Below are 19322 nucleotides of genomic sequence, written 5' to 3'. Positions count from 1 at the left end.
CCGGCCAGTGCCATTCGCGGGCAGCGACGCTCAGTGCTCGATGGGCAGGGCGGCGAGGTGTGGCCGCAGTACGTCGATCCAGGCCGCATAGCCGGCGCCCGACAGATGCAACCCGTCGCGGGTGAATTCCGGCTGCAACGCACCATTGGAGTCGGCCAGCGCGGGCCACAGATCGATATACGCCGCATCCGCCTCCGCGGCGATCTGCCAAGCGGCGGAATTCAATTCGCGAATCCGCTCCGCGAATTTCGCCTTCCGCGGCATGACACTCTGCACATGCAGCGGCGCGTGCGGGGCTCGCTCGCGAATCTCCTCGACCAGCAGGCGCAGCTTCTCGGCGACCTGCCCGGGCGTCTCGCCCAGCCCGAGATCGTTGGTGCCGATGAGCAGGAAGATCGCCGCGGGTGCGTCGATCGCGGTGTCCAGCCGGGCGCGCAGATCATCGACGGTATTGCCGCCGATGCCGCGATTGACCGGACGGACCTGGGGGAACCACTCATCCCACAGGCCGCCCTCGGTGATGCTGTCGCCGAAGAACACCACCCGCCCGGTCGGCGCGGGCAGCTGCTCGAACTGGGAGGCCCGCATGGCGATGGAGGTCCGCAGCATGTAGCGGCGGCCCAGTCGATAGATCAGCACGGCTGGTTCTCCCAGTACTCGGCGGTGGGCAGGGTGTTGGCGCGGGCGACCTGGCCCAGCCAGGCCAGGCTGGGTTTGGGGGAGCGGGCGAAGGTGGCGCGGTCCACCCCGATCAGCCCGAACGTGGGCCGCCAGTGGCCCCATTCGTAGTTGTCCAGCGCCGACCAGTGTAGGTATCCGCGCACGTCGATACCCTCGGCCATGGTCTGCCGCAGGTGATCGAGCGCCGCACCGGTGTAGGCGATCCGGCGCGCGTCGTCGTCGGTGGCGATGCCGTTCTCGGTCACCAGGATCGGCGTGCCGCCGGTGACCTGCCAGGCGTGGCGGATGGCGATGCCCAACGCATCGGGACGATAGGCCCAGCCGGTGAGGGTATTGCCGGGGTCCTCGGGATGGGGGATAGGGCCATCGGGTCCCACCAAACGGCTGGTGTAGGCCTGCGTGCCGATGAAGTCGTCGTCGCGGGCGGCCTCGAGATACGGGTCCTCCCACAGCCGATTCGCCTGGGCCAGTTGGTCTTCGCAGCCGGGGGCGGCCACGAACGACTGCTGCGCGACGCTCCACCCGACGGCGGCATCGGTCTCAGCCTTCAGGATCTCGGTGGCGATGTGATGGGCTTCGACGAGGATGCGGGCGGCTTCCGGATCCGGGTCCGGAAGCGCACCGGTCGCGAAGGCGCGCACCGCCTCCGCGTCCGGGACCGCTCGTTGCGCGCCCGCCATGGTGGCGACCATGTTCGGTTCGTTGATGGTGCAGATCCAGGGCACGTCGCCCAGAATCGGAATCACGGTGCTCACGAATCGCGCGAAGTGACCCACCGCGTGCATGTTGGTCCAGCCGCCCAGGCCGGCGAACCAGCGCGGACCGGTGAAGTGGTGCAGCGTGAGGACCGGGGTCAGACCTGATTCGAGCGCGGTGTGGATCATGCGGCGGTAGTGCGCGAGCGCCGCCCGCGAGACCTGTCCACGTTCAGGCTCGATACGGGCCCACTCGATGCCGAACCGGTACGCGTTCAGACCCGCGCCCGCGAGCAGCGCCATGTCCTCGGGGTAGCGGTGATAGCTGTCGACCCCGTCGCCACTGCGTTCGGGGACGACCGGATGGTCGCCGTTCTCCAGCGCCCACCAATCGCTGGCGATGTTGTTTCCCTCGATTTGATGCGGTGAGGTGGCCGCGCCCCACAGGAATTCAGCGGGCAGCGTCGAGTTCATTCGCCGGTTACCTCATAGCGTCGATGCATTGGGGAATTCCTTTCCGCACGTAGTGCGCCGATGTTTTTGTTCCCCGAATCTATAGCAGACTGACTCATCAGTCGGTAGGCTCTGCCGCGGTAACGCACCACCAACAACTGAGGTATCGATGAACAATCGTCGCGCGGGTCTGATCGCGGCGTGTGCCGTCGCCGGTATGGCCGTCACCGCCGCCACCGCGAACGCCGCACCTGAACAATCCGTTTCACCAGTCGGCTATCACGCCGCGCTGTCCGAGGGGACCGTCGTGGTCACCCTCGACCACGGCACCTTCGCTGCCGCCGCCGGGGACGCGGTCGGCATCCGCGACGAGGCGGGCGCCGTGCTCGACTCGCTCCCGCTGATCTACACCGTCGACGGGCAACGGCTCTCGATTCGGGAACAGCTGTCCGTTGACGGGCACACGCTGCGCCTGACACCCGATGCGTCGACCCTGGACCGCACGGCGCTGCATCCCGTTTCCGGTGGGTTGACCTCCGTCGCTTCGCCGCTGGAGAACCAGCTGGCCATGAACGACATGATCAACTCCGTCAGCATCGGCACCTCGGTGGGCAGCCTGATCGGCACCGCCGTCGGCGCGGTCATCGGCATCGGCGTCGGGTTCACCCTGGCGGGCGCGTCCTGCCTGGTGCTGAGCCTGGGCTGCGTGATCGCGGTGATGCCCATCGTGACCATGGTGGGCGGCGTCGGCGGCCTCGCCGGGCTGGTCATCGGCGGCGGACCGGCGGCCGCCTACGCCGTCTATCAGTACGTGACCGCGCTCAATGCCGCTCCGGGACAGAGCATCTACGCCAAGGACCTGCAGGGCCGGCCCGGTCTTCCCGCCGCGCCCGCCGAGGCCAACTGAGCCGAAAGCACCTAGGAACTTTGAGATGAACCTTCGCACAACGCTTTCCGTCGCGACCCTGACGGCGTGCACGGTCGCCACCGGAACCGGCGCCGCCATTGCCGAACCCCCGGCGGTGGAGCCCACCGTTGCCGCCCGTGTGGTCGGCGACTCCGTACTGGCCGTGCTCGATCACGCGCTGTTCGCCGCCACCGCGGACGGACAGGGCGTAGAGATCCGCACCCTCGACGGGCAGCCGGTCCTGAGCCTGCCGACCGGGTTTCTGATGGACGGCACATCGCATCCGATGCGCTACCGGATCATGGATTCCGGGCGCGCCCTCACGCTGACCCCCGACCTCGGCCTGAAGCCGGTCGCCTCGCCGATGGAAGAACAGCTGGCGGTCAACGACTTCGCCGCGAACATGACCAAGATCCCGCTCGGATCGATTGCCGGCGCGTTCTTGGGCGCGGCGGTCGGCGCGGTCATCGGCCTGGGTTCATGCCTGATCGTCGGGCCCGCGTGCTTGGCGACCGCACCTGCCGCCATCGGCACCTTCGCGGGCGCGGGTGGGCTGCTGGGGACCCTCGTCGCCGGTGGCGCGGCAGTGGCCGACGGCGTGTGGCGCTACCTCTCGACGGTGAACGCCGAACCCGGCCAGAGCATGTACGCCCACCAGGGCGGTGTGCTCGACCCCAACGGCACCGGAGTCCCGGACGCCGTCTTGCGCATGCCCCCCTCCCTCGGATCGGGCAGTAGCAGCGGTTCCGGTAGCTGACCGGCCAGCGACGGCCGGCCGGGGGCGCGCCGCCGATTCGACAATCAACCGAGAGAACGTATTTCATGATTTCGCGTCTAGCGGTGGCCTCCGCGCTGGCCGTCGCCACGGCGGCGGCCGCAGGGCCGGTCGCCGCCGAACAGCCCCCGGTCGTCACCGTTTCCGTGGTGCCCGACCAGGATCCGTTCTACGCCCCGCCACCCGATCTCGACTCCCTGGGCAACGGCCAGGTGGTGGCGGGCCGGGAGATCAACACCACGCTGCCGGTCCCGGTGCGCGCCTGGCAGGTGTCCTACCGCACCAATGATTCACACGGGAACGCGGAGCTGGGCATCACCACGCTGCTCGTGCCGACCGCACCGTGGACCGGCGCGGGGACCCGCCCGGCCGTCTCCGAGCAGATTCCGGAAGACTCCACCGGCACCCGGTGTGCGCCGTCCTACGGAATCGGCACGGGCACACTGCAATCCGGGGACCAGATCGGCGCCATGCTGGCCGAGGGCTGGGCGGTGGCGGTACCGGACTTCGAAGGGCCGAAGTCGGCTTTCCTTACCGGGCCGCAATCCGGGCACGCCATCCTGGACGGGGTGCGAGCCGCCGGTGGGTTCACTCCCGCGGGTCTGGGCCGCGATACCCGCTGGGCGCTGGACGGCTATTCCGGGGGAGCGGCGGCCACCGGCTGGGCCGCAGAGCTACAGCCCACCTACGCGCCCGAGCTGGCTTTCGCCGGGGCCGCCATCGGCGGAGTGCCCGCGAGCCTGCCCACGGTCATGGCCAATGTCGACGGCGGGATGTTCTCGGGTTTCCTGGTCGGCGTGCTCGTGTCCTATCAGCGTGAGTTCCCCGAAGCGCGCATCGACGAGCTCCTCAACGAGCGAGGTCGCGCGGACACCGCGGCCGCCGCCGACCTGTGTGTGATCGAACTGCTGATTCGCTACCCGTTCTGGCGGCTGGCCGCGGCCACCGCCGACAGGTACCGTGACGACACCCGGCTGACCGAAGCGCTGCAACGGAATTCGCTCGGCGCTCACGCGCCTGCGATGCCGATCCTCAACTATCAATCCGACGCGGACGAGGTAGTGCCGGTCGCGCAGGCGGACGATCTGGTCGCGGCCTGGCGGCGCGGGGGCACGACTGTCGTCACCATCCGCGACCCGCAGGGCGAGCACGCTCAGGAGGCGTCGCAGCGGCAGGCCACGGCCCAGCAGTTCCTGCGGGAATGGCTCACGGTCGGTGGCCCGGTCATCGACGCCGACCTGAATCGCCCTGTGGGACAGGGACAGGGACAGTAGACAGAATCACTCACCGGCCTGCTGCGTCAGATCCCGGCGCAGCAGGTCGGTGAGCATCCGGACCGAGGCCACCATGTCCAGCGAGTCGTCGCGCAGCCAGAGTTCGGTCAGGCCGGTGAGCGCGCCCACCAGCAGCAGCGCCGCGGCCTCGGCATCCACGTCAGCGCGGATCTCGCCGGCGGCGGCACTCTGCTCGAACACTCCGGCCAGGTTGTCGCGGTAGGTGCGGATGCGCTCGTTCGACCACTCGTGCGCCATGTCCGGGGCGTCGGCGGATCCGAAGAGAGCCAGATGGCTCATCCGGGTGAGTTCGGGATCGGCCCGATTGCGTTCCGCCAGATCGTCCACGATGTCCAGGGCCCGATGCACCGCGGGGCCCTCGTACTCTCGATCGACCTCGACCGCGTCGAACGCCTGCTGATCACGTTCGGCCAGCACGGCCGACAACAGCGCTTCCTTGCTGGAGAAGTGGTGCAGCACCCCGGAGCGGGTGATGCCGGCGGCGGTGGCGACCGCCGCCAGCGATGTGCCCCGGTACCCGTTCTCGGCGAACAGGGTCATGGCGGCGGCGAGGATCTGGCCGCGGCGTGCCGCGCCCGACTGTTCGGCGTCGCGTGTTCGCGCCATTGCTCCGACCTTTCACTCGCTGAACGGGTTTCGTTCGTTCACTGTGCCGTAGCCAGCCTACTGTCCAGTCACCCTGCCCGATCGCAGGGGTGCGGACCGGACTGCGGCCGGAGCAAGAATTTCGTCGAATATATAGCACACTGACTGTTCAGTCGGTACGCTCCGGCACGTCATACGACACACCATCTCGAAGCTGAAGGAGAGTCAGTTGATGCTTCCCAAGATCGGCCGCATCGCGATCGCCGCCCTGGCGGTAGTGACGGCACTGGGGTTGTCCGCCTGCGGCGGCGGCAAGGACGAAACCACCCCGGCCAAGGCGACCCCCACGAAAGCGGCTGCGGCCCAGGGCAATTACCCGCCCGTCCCCAGCGCAACGGACCTGAATGCCGAGCTGCAGAAGCTCATGGATCCGGCCATCCCCAACGCGCAGAAGCAGGACCTGATTCAGGGCATCCAGGCCGATCCGATCCTGCCGCAGCGGCTGGCCGATGCCTTCAAGCAGAGCAATGTCACCATCTCGGTCACCAAGGTGACCGATTCGGGCAACGGCTCGGTCCTGGCCGATGCCCAAGTGTCGATCAATGGCGGAGCTCCGAACCAGGTCGTGGTGCCGGTCGTAGCCGAGGACGGCAAGTGGAAGGTCCAGAAGGACTGGACCTGCAACACGCTGTCCTTGGTGAATCAAACGTCCCCGGCCTGCGGCTGATCGAACCTCATCGCTGCGCGAGCCGATACGCGGCGCCGCGCAGCGCGGGGGTGGACGCCACGATGATCTCGGTGGCCACGTCGTCGAGATAGCCCGGCAAGGCACTCGATTCGACGAAGCGCCGACGGAAGTCGCTGGCTGCGAGCAGATCCGCCATTTCGGGCAGGATGCCGCCGCCCAGCAGGACGCCGCCGCGCGCACCGAAGATCATGGCGACACCACCCGCGAACGCCCCGAGCAGACCGAAGAACATGTCCATCGCGGCGACCGCGAGAGGCTCGCCCTTGTCTCGCGCAGCGACGCAGATCTGTTCGGGCCACTCATATGTCGCGGCGACTCCACGCACCGCGCACACCGCGCGGTGCAGCCGCACGAGCCCGGGGCCGGACAACACGGTCTCGGCGCAGACCACTTCGTGCTGGGCCCGCAGGAACCGGGCGACCGCGGCTTCAGCCTCGGTGCCGACCGGCAGTCCGGAATGGCCGCCCTCGCCGGCGATGGGGATCCAGCCCTGCCGCGATCGCAGCAGCCCGGCGACGCCGAGGCCGGTGCCCGGTCCGATGACGGCCATCGGTTCGTCGTACCGGCGGACACCGTTGCCGATCCGGACGAATCCTTCGCGCGGAAGCTGGGGAACCGCCAGCGCCAGCGCACTGAAGTCGTTGATCAGGTCGAGCCGGGTGAGGCCGAGCCGGCGGCGGCTGTCCGCGACGGAGAAGTCCCAGGCCGCATTGGTGAGCCGAATCCGGTCGCCGTGCACGGGCCCGGCGACCGCGACGCAGGCGGCCTGCGGACGGAGCATCCCGGGAATCCGGCCCAGATAGTCCTCGATCGCGGCAACCAGATCCGGATAGTCGGCGCAGCGCAGATTCCGCACTTCCCGTGGTTCATCGCGGCTGTCGGAAACCAGCCCGAATCGGGCATTGGTGCCGCCGATATCGGCTACCAGGCACAGGCTTTCGCGTTCCGGTGCGGCGAGGTCTCCGGCGCCGAGAAAGTCGGCGATGTCGCGAACAGGGTGGGGTGAGCGGGCCGGCACAGCGGGCTCCTTGGGTCGTACGTGATGAGCGAACCCGCGCCACGCTAGAGATACTTAGGTTCGTTTGCAACACCGCTTAAGTACTAGACGTACATAACTGTGCGATCCTGATGTCCGGGCCCGGCCGTTAGTGTTGCGACCGAGCACGTCGGGAGCTCATCGGCAAGGAGGAATGGTGACGGGTCGACCCATGGCGACACCCGGCGTCTCGGTAGGTGACGTGCTCGGCCTCATCCGCGCCGACGCCGTCGCGACCCGGTCGGACATCGCCCGGCAGACCGGCCTGTCACGAACCGCGGTCACCCTCCGCGTGGAGCAACTCCTCGCCCTGGGGTTGGCGACCGAGCGTGCCGAAGGCGCGTCGACCGGCGGCCGCCCACCGAGCCGACTGCGATTCGCCCCGAACGCAGGCGTGGTGCTGGCCGCATCGGTCGGCGCCAGCCGAACCCAAGTCGCGGTATGCGATCTGGCCGGAGAAGTACTGGCGCAGAACGAATTCCCGGTCCCGATCGACAGCGACGCATCAGCGGCACTCGGTGCGGCCGCCGATCACCTGGACCGGCTCCTGATGGATCGACCCACGACGCCGGTATACGGCGTTGGTGTCGGCGTCCCCAGCCCGGTCGATACGGCTTCCGGACACGGCCTGAGCCCAGCCGCTCTCGACGAGACCGCCTTCTCGCACTTGTTCCGGGACCGCTTCAACGCTCCCGTGCGAGTCGACACCGACGTGAACGTCCTCGCCTTGGCGGAGCACGCGCGCCGCCCCGAAGTGAACGACCTGCTACTGCTGAAAGCATCGACCGGCCTCGGCGTGGGAATCATCGCCGGAGGGAGACTGCAACGCGGGGCTTGGGGCGCGGCGGGGGAGATCGGCCATATCAAAGTCAGCGGAGGCGCCGGTCGTTCCTGCCGATGCGGCGACACCGACTGCCTCGAGACCGTCGCCGCCGGCTGGGCCCTCCTCGACCGATTCACCGCCCTCGGCCGCACGACTTCAGGCCTCCCGGCCCTCGCCGACCTGGCCGCCACAGGCGATCCCGACGCGCTCCGGCTGGTCCGCGACGCGGGCCGCAGCATCGGCGAGGTAATGGCCGCCGCGGTCAACCTCCTCAACCCCGCGGCCATCATCGTGCGCGGCGACCTGTCCCGCGCCTTCACGCCCTTGGCCGCCGGCCTACGCGAACAGATCTACCGCCACTCCTCAGCCCTCAACACCCGGGCGTTGCACATCGAACCCGCCAACCCCGACGCACCGACCGGCATACAAGCCTGTGCCGCAATGATTCTCGACGAGGTACTAGAACCTGCGGCCATAAACGCGCGGTTGGCCAGCACTGCCTGATAACAGGGGCAGCGTCGTCAATCAGGCTGCGCGGTGCCACATCCTGTCCCGTGGGTGTCCACGAGGCGCCAACGTCCAACAACGAGGCAAGGAGGAGAAATTCGGGTCCGGAATCGAATCCCGGTGTCGTCTCGCCTTGCTCCACTACCGGTACTTGCATGCAACGCAGGGGATCGAGCTGCGGACGCACGCCACGACGCTCTACAACAGCATTTTCCGCGCTGACCAAGAAATGTTGGTCAACGCCCACCTGTGGGGTGTGAAGCGGTGGCGGCGTCGGGTAGATCGCGGGCCTGATCGTAGGACAGTCGCGCCAGGCCCGTGAAGGGACAGATGTCGCGCTCGGCGAGGTATTTGCCGGGCCCAGGCCGACGGTGGGTTACGAACACCGGTCCGCTGGTGCGGCCGTGGACTGCCCCGAAGCTGCCCGCCTCGGCCGCGCGGTCGACCCCGCCGGACTCCGAGACCGTGGGGCTCAGCCGATCCCGGACTCGGGTGGACGCGCGGCGGCGATGTTCGAGCCGTTCGGAAGACGATTGTGTTCGCGGCTGGCCTGGGGCGGTGATACGAAGACGAAAAGTCACTGACCGCCTTGCGGAAGAAGATGACCCGCAGGCCCAGGACGGTGGCGAGGACCGCCGAGCAATGGCCCAGCAACTGTCGCTGCGAACATATACTCGGCACATGGCCGAGTGGATCTTCTTCATGCATCCGCCCCGCGACAATTTCATCGCCACCATGACCGCAGACGAAAGATCCGCGTTCGCGGCGCACAGGGACTGGCTGGCGCGCCTGGACACCGCCGGTGTGCTACTGGTGGCCGGGCCTACTCTGGGCACGGTCAATACCGGCGTGGGGATCTTCACCGCCGACGACGAGGCCTCCGCACGGCGCATCATCGCCGATGAGCCTGTCACCAGCGGAGGCTTCATGCGCGGCGATCTGCGGCCGATCCAGCTCGGCTACCTCAACCCCCGCACTGAGAGCGAACCCGTCACCTGACCGTCGCACCAGCACGATGGCTGCGCGGTCTTCTCAGTGTTCACGGGCCGAAGCTAAGCGGCGAGTTCCCACCTCCGTCACCCAGCTCACCGAGGCCGGCTTGGCGTGACAGACGGTCAGCGGTGTTGTGCGGCGCGCTCGGCGCGGCGGGACAGATCGGCGAAGGCATCGCGGAGGGCCTGCGGGCCGATGACGTCGATGTCGGTGTCGAACCGGGTCAGCGTGGCTGCGAGACCGGCCCATGACCAGGACCCGATCAGTAGTCGGGTGCGGGTGGGCCCGAGCTCCTCTACGACACCGTCGCCGACGAACGGTGCCACCTGAGCGGCGGGGAGATCGAGGATCACCTCGCCGTGGCACGGCCAATCGTTCACGCCCTCAGAGCCTTTGAACCGGGAGGAGACAAAGGCTGCGACATCACCGCCGGGTAGTGGCCGGCGGATGAAGCGTGGCCCGTTGGGGGTCCGCAACCGCATCCGGTCGACACGGTAGATGCGCCAGTTCCCGCGCTGCGGGTTCCATCCGATCAGGTACCAGCGTCCGCCCCGGATCACCAAGTGGTGGGGCTGTACTCGACGCGGCGGCTGCAGACCGGTGTCGGCGGCCGGTGTCGGCGACTGGTAGTCGAATCGCAGCTCCTCGGCGGCTCGAATGGCTGCGCTCAGTGCGAGCAGGGCTTCGGTGTCGACTCGGGGTCCGCCGCCGCGCCCGGCCGAGTCGACCGCAGTGATGTCGAGGACGTCGATGCGCTGGCGCAGTCGTGCGGGCAGAACCTGTCGTACGGTCGCCAGCGCTCGGGCGGCAGCCTCTTCGATACCCGCCGCCGCCCCGACCGCGATCCGCAGCGCCACGGCCAGGGCGATCGCTTGCTCGTCATCGAAGAGTAGCGGTGGCAGTTCGCTGCCCGCCTCGAGCCGGTAGCCGCCGTCGGGTCCTTTGACCGCGTGGACGAGGTACCCGAGCTCGCGCAGGCGATCGACGTCGCGGCGCACGGTGCGTTCACTGACTCCGAGCCGCTGGGCGAGCAAGCTGCCCGGCCAGTCGCGGCGGACCTGCAGCAACGACAGCAGTGAGAGCAGACGACGGGAGGTGGCTGTTGAAGTGGCGGCCGGCATGGTCGCCAGATTGCCATGAATAGCGGACATTCCCTGTCCTGCACTGTTGCGAGAGTCAACGCTGTTGCCGGACGCCTCCGGCGACGAACCCATTTGTGAAAGGACCAGACATCATGTCGGTCAACGCAGTCGCCCACTTGAACTTCCACGGGCAGGCTCGTGCAGCGCTGGAGTTCTACCAGTCGGTGTTCGGTGGCCAGATCACCATCGCCACCTACGGTGACTTCGGAATGCCCGCCGAGGCGCCCGGCGCCACCAACGTGGTGTTCGGTCAGGTCGTCGCCGACAACGGGTTCCGGGTCATGGCCTACGACGTGCCAGGCCCGGATGCACCGGTCGCGGCGGGCGTACCGACCACCCGCCGCGAGAACGGCACCACCATTACCGCGGAACCGTTCTTCCTGTCGGTGCGCGGCGACACCGTCGAGGAAGTCGGCGCCCTGTGGAAGGGCCTCGCCCAAGATGCCACGGTCATCGAGGAATTCGCCGGGGCCCAGTGGACGCCCGGTTTCGGGATGCTGCGCGATCGTTTCGGCGTCACCTGGATCCTCGACGTCGCGGTCGATCGATAACGATCCGTTCTGAGCCGATCCCGTCCTGGTCTTTCCCTCGACCACACATCAGGCCCTAACCTGCGCATATGACGATTCAGTCGACCGCGGTACTGGACATCGCACTCATACACGATGCAGGAGGCAGTCATGCATAGGTTGCTGGTGCTGTATCCCAAGCCCGCCGACCCTGACCACTTCCGCGACTACTACGTGACCAAACACCTTCCGCTGGTGAGGGAGATGCCCGGTCTGCTTGCGTACCGCCACAGCTTCGATGTGAAGGCGACCACCGGAGAAGCGCCGTATTTCGCGGTCTTCGAAGCCGACTTCGCCGACGCCGCCGCCTTGGCCGCGTCGCGGGCGTCGGATCAAGGCCGGCGTGCGGCCGCCGATGTCGTCAACTACGCCACCGGCGGTGTGGTCGTCATCGACTATCCGGTGCAGGACAGCATCGGCTGAGGCAGGACGGGACGGGACGGTCCGGTTAAACCAGTTCGACTTCGTCGAAGCGAACGGTGAAGGTGTGGCGGCGTTCGCTCAGGACATTGCCTTCGCGGTGGGTGAGGCCTTCGGTGAAGTCGATGCGGAGTTCTTCGCGGGCGGGGTCCACGGTGCGGACTACGGCGCAGACGCCGGTGAACGGTCCGGCTGGGAAGTAGACGACGTCGCCGGGACAGTATTCGGGAGAACCCACGAGGTCAGCGTACTCGAGAAAGATCATCGGCGTTGGGAGCGAAATGCGGGCCCGGCGGATCGAATCCGCCGGGCCCGGGCACGAGAGGGTCGGTCAACGCACGACGTCGAAGACGTTCTTCTGGATGCCGTTGGAGTAGGTGGCGGACTCGACCAGCTTCAGCTTCTGGGCGTCCTTGTCGGTCTGGGAGAACAAACGCTTGCCCGCACCGAGCAGCACGGGGAAGACGAGCAGGTGGTAGCGGTCGATCAGGCCCGCGTCGGAGAGGCTGCGGTTGAGGGTGGCGCTGCCGTGCACGATGATCGGGCCGCCGTCGGTGTCCTTGAGCTTGGCGACCTCGTCGATGGAACGCAGGATGGTGGTCTCGCCCCAGTTCGACACCAGGTCGTCCTCGGTGAGGGTGGTGGAGACGACGTACTTCGGCATCACCTTGTAGCCGGCGAAGTCCTCCATGTCCGGCCACACCGGGCTGAACGCCTCATAGCTGGTGCGGCCCAACAGGATCGCCGCCGATTCCTCCTGCTCGCGGCCCTTGATCTCGTAGGCCTCGGGCACGAAGTCGATGTCCTTGAAGGTCCATCCGGAGTTCCGGTAGCCGGGTTCGCCGCCGGGGCCCTCCACGACGCCGTCGAGCGACACGAAGGCGGAGCTGATCAGGGTGCGCATGTAGTTCTCCTTGATATCCGTTGTGCAGATTGATGATTGAAGGTCAGCCGAGCAGACCGGTGAGCCACTGCTGCCATGCGAGCTCGGCCCCGTCGGTGTCGGGTCCGAACAGGTGATGGAACATCAGCGCCAGGCCCGTGGGGGCCTGGTGGAAGGTGTAGAGGCCGTCGGAGGTGCGGATCTCGAAGCGCTCGTCGTCAGCCCACACCACTTGGCCGGAGAGCGGGGGCAGGCCGACAGGTTCGGCGTGGATCGGTGCGCCCGCGACGAGTGGAGTCGGCAGCGCGAGCGCCCGGGTGAGCGCGGCCCGCACCTGCTGCCCGGAAGTCCCTGTCGCGAAACCGAATACGGGAACCCCGATGCGCCCGGGAAAGTAGCGCAGGTACTCACGCAGCGTGTTCAGGTGGAACGGCCAGCCGCGACGCAGCGCGTCGTATTCGTCCTGCCAGTCGTCACCCAGTACGCCGCTGTGGACCACCCGCAGCACGGTGCTGCCGCCCTCACGCCCCTCGATCAGGTACTCGAAGGCCATGAACCGGCCTTCCTCGTCGGTGCCGGTGCGCGTCGCGAACCGTTTACCCGGCTCGTACGCCGTGATCACGCCTTCTTCCCGCCGGCCTCCGGTGTCCATGGCCGAGACCCCGCCTTCGCGCGCGTCGATCTCATTGCGCCCCATGAACCAGGAGTCGACTCCGGGTCCGGTGGCGATCGCCTCCCACACCTGCTCGGGAGTGGCAGGCAGGTGCTCTTCCAGTTCGATCTCGAACGGATGGCCCATCGTTCACTTCCCCTGTTCTGTGTCGGCGGCGGCGTCGGGAATCTGATGCATCCCGACCACCACCCGATGATTGCGTCCCGCCGCGGCGGACTCGTCGTGATAGCGGCTGACCAATGTCGTCACCGCGCTTGCCAGCTCCTCGGCGAACGCTGCCCGGTCGGCCGCGGACGCGAACCGCACCTGCGCATCGATGCCGAAGGTCGCGACCCGCCGCTGCGCCCGCGCCGCACCGCCGAGTAGCGTGCCGACCTCCTGCACGAGCCGCGACCCCAACGCCAGCAGCCACCGCGCCGACAGCTGATCGGGCGACCGCGCCGGATCCGGACTCACCGCTCCCAGCGCACTGGGCGAAATCACGTAAGACGCTGCCGTGGCGCGATACACGCGCTCGGTGACGTTCCCCTTACGCCGTTCCTCCACCAACTCCACCAGCCCGTGGCGAGCCAGCTCCTTGAGGTGGTAGTTGATCTTCTGCCTCGGCAGCCCCAGCCGCCCGGCCAGCATGGCCGCCGACCCGGGTTCGGCGAGTGCGGCGAGGATCCGAGACCGGATCGGGTCCAGGGAAGCCTCTGCCGCCGCGGGTTCTTCGATCACTGCGACGTCGAGCATGGCTCAACCTTCGCACCGACAAATTATTTTGTCAAGACAATCGGAGTTGTCGGTATGGTGGCTCGCCGCGACGCTCCGCCGCCCCTAGGCTTCGCGGATGTCCACTGTGCGACTTCTGATCATGATCACAACCCAGCCCGGCCTCGGTCACCGCCAGGTCGAGGCCTTCGAACGCCTCGCACCCACCGTGCGCGCCGAGCCCGGCTGCATTCAGTACGACCTGCACCGAGTCGCCGGCAACCCGGATCGCTTTGTCCTGCTGGAGGAATGGGCTTCCCGCGAAGCCTTGGCGGCCCACAACATCACGCCCCACATGATCGAAGCCGGCGCCGCCAATCCGTCCTTCCGGGCCGCCCCCGCGCAGGTTCTCGAACTGTCACCGGACCCGGTGGCTTGACGCGAGAGCCCGCCGAAAGATGCCGTCAGGCAACCGCTTTCATGCCGGGGAGGGCCTGGATGTAGCGGTTGCCCGGTTCGGACTGATCGGGGCGGCCCAGGCGGATGAGGGCGTGGGGGTAGGCGCACTCGTGCAGGAGGGTGTCGCGCAGGCCGGAGCGGACTTCGGCGACCTTCATGGTTTGCGTCAGCAGTGAGCTGGCCAGGCCGTTTCGCGCGGCGGTCAGCAGGATGGAGCTGGCTGCTTCGCCTGCGTTCAGGTGCGAGATCGAATCGTCGGCGGGGGTGCAGAGGATAAGGAGTTCGGCGGCGTCCGGCTCGCGGTCCGCGAATGGGTCAGCGGCGTCGGGGGCAGGGGTGAGCAGGGACCGGCCGGAGGCCCACGTTTCAGTCTCCGGCTTGGCGGTCAGGTCCCGCTGGTCGATGCGGGCCGCGACGCCGGTGAGGAAGTCACCGTAGTTGGTGTTCCGATCGGCGGCGGTGCGATAGACGTTGGACAGATTGCGGCGCAGCCGGTCCGGGACGTGGCGGGCCGCCGCGCGGGTGCCGGCGGTGCTGCCGCTCATCGAGCGGATCAGGTTGGGCGGCATGGTCCAGGAGCGGAAGCGGTTGTGCTGGAACTGCCGCTGGAAGATGGCGCCTGCCAAACTTATCTGATCCCGGTTGGCCGTGCAGGGCGCGAGGTGCAGTACCGCAAGGTAGTTCGCGTCCAATGGGTCAGGCAGCCGCACTGCCGCAGAGGACCAGCCGAAAGCGGTCAGCGCGGTACGGAGATGATGCAGGGCCGCGCCTTGGCCGAGCATGTGCGTTCGATGCGCGGCCGGGTCCACGATTTCGGGACCCTGCGATTCCTCGATCCGAATGTGCATCGATGCCCCGTCGAGCCACCACAGCCACGGCAGTGTGCCGTTCGTCAATGGTGCTTCCCGCGCCATTTCCAGCGCGGCACGAATTGTTTCCTCCGAGGGGGCGGACATCAGACGCATGACTATGGATTCCTGTTGCTGTTTGGCCGGTGGCGGACAATTCACGCAACGGCGGCGGACGGCAGCGGCCCCGGGTGTGATCCCGGAACCCAGACAATCTGAAATGAATCTTCGTCAACTATAAGAGCAGCTCAGGGGCGGTGACGTCCACCCGCGGTGATCCAGCGCACCCTCCGAAACCGGCCTTTTCTCGTCCAACGAGACGGGCATCACAGGTTCTGGATTGCACTTTGTGTGGAGGTTATAACCACCGTCCAGCGTCGGTGATTACAGGCCGAGCTTCGTGACAGCGTTGTCTTCGAGAGGGTTCGCCGTTCGGATATAGCCGTGCACTGTACGCGGATTGGACCAGCGGCCCTGACGCATGATCTCGCGGTCGCTGGCACCGCCGAGGGCCGCTTGAGTAGCGAATCCCGCGCGCAGGGAATGGCCGGAGAACAACGCAGGGTCGAGCCCGGCACGGGCGGCATACCGTTTGACGAGTTCGGCGACCGCACGCCCGGACATAGCGGTCTCGGCGATACCGCCGTGGCGCGAAATCGACGGGAACAGAGGGAGATTCGGGTCGGTCAGGGTGGTGCCGGTGAAGCCGTGGCACCGGTGCAAACGAAGGTCGGTGGCAGGGGCGGCGGCGAGCCAGGCGCGCAGATCACCGCCCGCGTGGGCCTCACGCAGCCGGGTCCAGTCGGCGTAAGCGCAGACCGGGCAGGTGTGCGGGCGTTGACCGCGCGGCAGAGCCACCCGCTGCTCGTTGACGCCGGTGGCATCCGTCTTGGTGGCGGGCAGTTGGATGAGCAGTAGCGGCTCGCCGGTGCCGTGGTCGGTGGCCACGCTGACGTCGGTGACACGCAGAGCGGCGATTTCGCTGCGGCGCAACGCTCCCGCAAATCCAACCAGCAGCAACAGGGTGTCGCGACGGCGTGCCGGTTCGGTCGGCCATTCGGCGGCTGGCAGCTCGCCCAGCAGCTGATCGAGGGTGTGCAGCAGCACGGGCCGCTTCCGCTTCGGACGGCTGCGCCGGGTCCGGCGCATACCGCGCAGCGTCAAACGCACCACGTCCGAGCGGGTAGGAGAGGGCAGCCCATTGGCCGCGTGGACCGCGGCCAGCGCGGCCGCCTTGCGTTCCAGAGTGGCGGCACTGAACGCCCATTCACCGTTCTCGCGCCGGGCGTCGGCGGCCGCGGCCAGATAGACCGCAACGTCAAGAGCGTCGGCCGGCAGCGCCTGCCGCGACTCGGCCGAGCACCACGCCGCCCACGCGATCCAATCGGTCCGATAGGCGCGCAACGTATTCGCCGACTGCGAAGCCTCCAGATAGCGGCGCAGCGACTCCGCCTGCACCTCGTCGAACCGGTCGCGCACCAACCGCAGCGCCGCCGCGTCGACCAGCACACTGCGCACGCCGCGCCGCAGTTCGCCGCGCACCTCGTCGGGCACCGCGATCACCGCGGACTGATCCCGGTGCGGGCGTTCGCTGATCTCCGTCGGTTCCGGCATGCCCTCGACCCTAGATCGAGGGGGCGTTCTCGTTGCGCCAGACCCCGTTTCGCGTGTCAGGGTTGCAGCCGCCAGGCCGCGTCCGGCTTCGGGAGCTGCCAGGCCCAGCCGTGCTGGAGGCGCAATTCGAGCAATTGCCGCCGGCGTCCGCAGGATTGCTCGGTGTCGCCGTCGCCTTCGACGCAGTTGCGGTGGGTCCAGAGCATGGCTTCGACCGTGCCGGACAAGCGCATGGCATCATGCTCGGGCATCCGATGATGCTTGAGCACAGACGGCATGTCCGACATGGCCCAATCATCCCCCAAAGGTGGCGGGCTGTCGTGCGGTCTGTGTGTCTTCGCAACGCCGGAACGTCATCCGCCGTCTACGGGGCTGTTGTCGGCCGCGGGCGAACCGGCCCGATTCGGGCAATTGACCTGCGCCGATGGGTGTCACGCCTCCGGCTTCGACGCCCGCGCCAATTCGACCGTCGCCGCACGCAATTCGGCGATCGCATGGATGGGTTCCAGGTAACCGATCCGGGTCACCGCGATGCCACGCGGTGTGGTGACCCGCAGATCCAGTCCGAACCGATCGGCACGTTCACAGATCGCGGCCGTCGCATCCGGGTAACCGCCGCGCGCGTGCGCCATGTCGAGCAGGGCGTCCGCGTGATCATCGTTGAGATGAGCGATCGCCCGCGCCGCGGCGGGAATGATCGGATCGGCCTGGGCGGCGGCATATTCCTCGGCCGTCGCCGAATCCATCCGCCCGTAGCCGCCGACCCAGCGGACGCGCTGCACGCGCACGACCCATACGGTGAAATCGCTGAAATCGATGTAGGTCTTGGCGGCCGGGACCGCGGCGAGATGCGCGTCGCGGGCCGCGACGGCCTCCGCGCCCTCGGGCCGCTCGGCGACGCCCGCCAGCGTCAATCGCGTTCCCGCGAGCGGATCTTCGGGCAGGTCCGGGGTGACGATGGAGACGCTGGCCCGCGGATCGGCCGCCAGATTGCGGCCGTGCTCGGCCATCCGGGACACGCACAGCACCGGCTGGCCCTCGAGCAGGCCGTACGTGACGAAACTGGCCCAGGGTCCGCCATCAGCGGAAAGCGTCGCCAAGGTCGCCGTATTCGTCGCCGCGGCAACCGTTCTGGCCTCGTCGGCCGCGGTCGGTCGGGTGGTGTTCACGATCGGGGTCAGCGGCGGGGGAGTCGAGGGAGCGTCGCCGGGATCACCGTGGTCGAGGGCCATGCGTCACAGGCTACCCGCGCCATCGAACCCGACCGATCAGTCGGGAAGGATCGGCACCGAGAAGCCCTCACCCTTCCGCAGCAGCGCCGCGCGCGTCACCGTGCCCGCTCCGAACCGGTCCCGCAGTGCGTCCAGCGTCGAATCCAAGGTCGATTCCGCGCGCTGCTCCAACGGCAGCGACAACTGCATGGTGTCGGCCCGGTCGAGATTGGTGAGCGTCAATCCGATCAGGGTGAGGCCGCCGCGCTCCCGAATCAGTGGCATCGCCGAAGCCAGCAGCGTGCGCGCGGCCCGCAGGATGGCCGTGCCGCTGTCGCTCGCCTCCGGCAGGGTGTGGGATCGGGTGGCGCGGGTGAAGTCGTCGAACCGCATGCGCAGCACCACCGTTCGGCACACCCGTCCCGCGGCGCGCAGCCGGTGCCCGAGCCGATCGGACAGCCCGTGCAGGTAGGCCTCGAGCTCCTCATCGCTCCGATGCCGTCGCCCCATGGCCCGCTGCGCACCGATCGATCGCCGACGCCGTCCGGTGTCCACGCGACGTGGATCCCGCGCCCATGACAGCGCGTGCAGATGCCGTCCGATGGCCGGGCCCAGCACCGCCGCGAGCGGTCCCTCGCCCATATCAGCGAGCTGCCCGACCCGGGTGATCCCGCGTTCGTGCAGCTCCCGCGCCGTCACCGCACCCACGCCCCACAACCGCTCCACCGGCAGCGGATGCAGAAACTCCAGTTCCTGGTCGGGCGGAACCTCCAGCAGTCCATCCGGTTTCGATACCGCACTGGCCACCTTCGCCAGGAACTTCGTCCGCGCCACCCCCACCGAAATCGGCAGCCCGACCTCCGCCCGCACCCGAGCTCGCAGTCCCCGCGCGATATCCACCGGACTCCCCGCGATCCGCCACAGCCCGGCCACATCCAGAAACGCCTCATCGATGGAGATCCCCTCCACCTCGGGCGTGGTGTCCCGGAAGATCTCGAACACCGCCTTGCTGGCCTGCGAATACGCCGCCATGCGCGGCGGCACCACGATCGCCTGCGGGCAAAGACTCAGCGCCTGCCGCACATTCATCGGCGTGCTGACCCCGAACGCCTTGGCCTCATAGCTGGCCGCCAGCACGACTCCACCCCCGACCAGCACCGGCCGCCCGCGCAGCCGCGGGTTGTCGCGCTGCTCTACCGAGGCATAGAAGGAGTCCAGGTCAGCGTGCAGAATGGCCGCCCGCTCGGGGCGGTCACCGCTTCTCTGCTCGACGCCGGACACGAACATATGTTCGCATACCGCGCGGTCTGGT

General features: G+C 68.1%; 23 protein-coding genes. 9 read left to right on the top strand and 14 right to left on the bottom strand.

All coding sequences use genetic code 11. From position 1 onward, the window contains the following. Positions 1-30 precede the first annotated feature (30 nt). Positions 31-639, bottom strand: coding sequence for a GDSL-type esterase/lipase family protein (locus tag ACYVKL_RS29655; RefSeq protein WP_379166437.1), 609 nt, complete (start codon positions 637-639; stop codon positions 31-33). Next, complete coding sequence (locus ACYVKL_RS29650; protein WP_379166436.1) at positions 633-1850, bottom strand: glycoside hydrolase family 1 protein; 1218 nt, start codon at positions 1848-1850, stop codon at positions 633-635. Before ACYVKL_RS29650 ends, ACYVKL_RS29655 begins: the two co-directional genes overlap by 7 nt. 148 nt (positions 1851-1998) lie before the next feature. Between ACYVKL_RS29650 and ACYVKL_RS29645 the strand changes: the two genes are divergently transcribed. The 3 genes from ACYVKL_RS29645 to ACYVKL_RS29635 all read left to right on the top strand — a co-directional run bounded on the left by ACYVKL_RS29645 (position 1999) and on the right by ACYVKL_RS29635 (position 4785). Further along, positions 1999-2736: a DUF8020 domain-containing protein gene (locus ACYVKL_RS29645; RefSeq protein ID WP_379166435.1), complete on the top strand. Its 738-nt coding sequence runs from the start codon at positions 1999-2001 to the stop codon at positions 2734-2736. Positions 2737-2761: 25 nt separating this feature from the next. Then, positions 2762-3493 carry a DUF8020 domain-containing protein gene (locus ACYVKL_RS29640; protein WP_379166434.1) on the top strand — a complete coding sequence of 244 codons (732 nt, stop codon included), beginning with the start codon at positions 2762-2764 and terminating at the stop codon, positions 3491-3493. A 65-nt stretch (positions 3494-3558) separates the two neighbouring features. Then, complete coding sequence (locus ACYVKL_RS29635; RefSeq protein WP_379166433.1) at positions 3559-4785, top strand: lipase family protein; 1227 nt, start codon at positions 3559-3561, stop codon at positions 4783-4785. A gap of 6 nt (positions 4786-4791) precedes the next feature. Here ACYVKL_RS29635 and ACYVKL_RS29630 read toward each other — a convergent pair whose 3' ends face one another. Next, complete coding sequence (locus ACYVKL_RS29630; protein ID WP_379166432.1) at positions 4792-5412, bottom strand: TetR family transcriptional regulator; 621 nt, start codon at positions 5410-5412, stop codon at positions 4792-4794. Positions 5413-5623: 211 nt separating this feature from the next. On the opposite strand from ACYVKL_RS29630, the gene ACYVKL_RS29625 reads away from it, so the two are divergent. Continuing rightward, a complete protein-coding gene (locus tag ACYVKL_RS29625; RefSeq protein WP_379166717.1) occupies positions 5624-6118 on the top strand; it encodes a WKL family lipoprotein in 495 nt (164 codons plus the stop codon). 7 nt (positions 6119-6125) lie between these two features. On the opposite strand, the gene glk is transcribed toward ACYVKL_RS29625, so the two are convergent. Then, positions 6126-7157: a glucokinase gene (gene glk, locus ACYVKL_RS29620; protein ID WP_379166430.1), complete on the bottom strand. Its 1032-nt coding sequence runs from the start codon at positions 7155-7157 to the stop codon at positions 6126-6128. A 175-nt stretch (positions 7158-7332) separates the two neighbouring features. Between glk and ACYVKL_RS29615 the strand changes: the two genes are divergently transcribed. Continuing rightward, the gene (locus tag ACYVKL_RS29615; protein WP_379166429.1) at positions 7333-8502 is read left to right on the top strand and encodes an ROK family transcriptional regulator; all 1170 of its coding nucleotides are present in this window, start codon (positions 7333-7335) and stop codon (positions 8500-8502) included. A 684-nt stretch (positions 8503-9186) separates the two neighbouring features. After that, positions 9187-9504 (top strand): YciI family protein, encoded by a 318-nt coding sequence (locus ACYVKL_RS29610; protein WP_379166428.1) that lies wholly within the window; start codon positions 9187-9189, stop codon positions 9502-9504. A 116-nt stretch (positions 9505-9620) separates the two neighbouring features. Here the strand turns inward: ACYVKL_RS29610 and ACYVKL_RS29605 are convergent, their stop codons facing one another. Continuing rightward, complete coding sequence (locus tag ACYVKL_RS29605) at positions 9621-10649, bottom strand: helix-turn-helix transcriptional regulator (protein WP_379166427.1); 1029 nt, start codon at positions 10647-10649, stop codon at positions 9621-9623. Positions 10650-10732: 83 nt separating this feature from the next. On the opposite strand from ACYVKL_RS29605, the gene ACYVKL_RS29600 reads away from it, so the two are divergent. Together ACYVKL_RS29600 and ACYVKL_RS29595 are read left to right on the top strand one after the other, a co-directional pair. Then, on the top strand, positions 10733-11191 hold the full coding sequence (locus ACYVKL_RS29600) for a VOC family protein (RefSeq protein WP_379166426.1): 459 nt from the start codon (positions 10733-10735) through the stop codon (positions 11189-11191). Between the two features lie 129 nt (positions 11192-11320). After that, positions 11321-11632, top strand: a complete 312-nt coding sequence (locus ACYVKL_RS29595) for an EthD family reductase (RefSeq protein WP_379166425.1) — start codon at positions 11321-11323, stop codon at positions 11630-11632. Between the two features lie 25 nt (positions 11633-11657). On the opposite strand, the gene ACYVKL_RS29590 is transcribed toward ACYVKL_RS29595, so the two are convergent. The 4 genes from ACYVKL_RS29590 to ACYVKL_RS29575 form a co-directional block, all read right to left on the bottom strand. Continuing rightward, a complete protein-coding gene (locus ACYVKL_RS29590) occupies positions 11658-11867 on the bottom strand; it encodes a hypothetical protein (RefSeq protein ID WP_379166424.1) in 210 nt (69 codons plus the stop codon). A 93-nt stretch (positions 11868-11960) separates the two neighbouring features. Beyond that, positions 11961-12533: a dihydrofolate reductase family protein gene (locus tag ACYVKL_RS29585; protein ID WP_379166423.1), complete on the bottom strand. Its 573-nt coding sequence runs from the start codon at positions 12531-12533 to the stop codon at positions 11961-11963. 43 nt (positions 12534-12576) lie between these two features. Further along, complete coding sequence (locus ACYVKL_RS29580; RefSeq protein WP_379166422.1) at positions 12577-13311, bottom strand: SRPBCC family protein; 735 nt, start codon at positions 13309-13311, stop codon at positions 12577-12579. A gap of 3 nt (positions 13312-13314) precedes the next feature. Then, on the bottom strand, positions 13315-13920 hold the full coding sequence (locus ACYVKL_RS29575) for an ArsR/SmtB family transcription factor (protein ID WP_213555665.1): 606 nt from the start codon (positions 13918-13920) through the stop codon (positions 13315-13317). Positions 13921-14017: 97 nt separating this feature from the next. Here ACYVKL_RS29575 and ACYVKL_RS29570 point away from each other — a divergent pair, with 97 nt between their 5' ends. Further along, entirely contained in the window at positions 14018-14317 is a 300-nt protein-coding gene (locus ACYVKL_RS29570) for a putative quinol monooxygenase (protein WP_379166421.1), read from the top strand. A gap of 25 nt (positions 14318-14342) precedes the next feature. Here the strand turns inward: ACYVKL_RS29570 and ACYVKL_RS29565 are convergent, their stop codons facing one another. The 5 genes from ACYVKL_RS29565 to dinB form a co-directional block, all read right to left on the bottom strand. Further along, positions 14343-15302, bottom strand: coding sequence for a hypothetical protein (locus ACYVKL_RS29565; protein WP_379166420.1), 960 nt, complete (start codon positions 15300-15302; stop codon positions 14343-14345). 267 nt (positions 15303-15569) lie between these two features. Then, positions 15570-16799 carry a site-specific integrase gene (locus tag ACYVKL_RS29560; RefSeq protein ID WP_379166418.1) on the bottom strand — a complete coding sequence of 410 codons (1230 nt, stop codon included), beginning with the start codon at positions 16797-16799 and terminating at the stop codon, positions 15570-15572. A gap of 56 nt (positions 16800-16855) precedes the next feature. After that, on the bottom strand, positions 16856-17050 hold the full coding sequence (locus ACYVKL_RS29555; RefSeq protein ID WP_379166417.1) for a hypothetical protein: 195 nt from the start codon (positions 17048-17050) through the stop codon (positions 16856-16858). A gap of 180 nt (positions 17051-17230) precedes the next feature. Next, a complete protein-coding gene (locus ACYVKL_RS29550) occupies positions 17231-18031 on the bottom strand; it encodes a HugZ family pyridoxamine 5'-phosphate oxidase (protein WP_379166416.1) in 801 nt (266 codons plus the stop codon). 36 nt (positions 18032-18067) lie between these two features. Then, complete coding sequence (gene dinB, locus ACYVKL_RS29545; protein ID WP_379166415.1) at positions 18068-19297, bottom strand: DNA polymerase IV; 1230 nt, start codon at positions 19295-19297, stop codon at positions 18068-18070. Between the last annotated feature and the right edge of the window lie 25 nt (positions 19298-19322).

This window comes from Nocardia tengchongensis (assembly GCF_054781395.1).
This window is presented reverse-complemented; position numbering and strand designations above follow the sequence as displayed.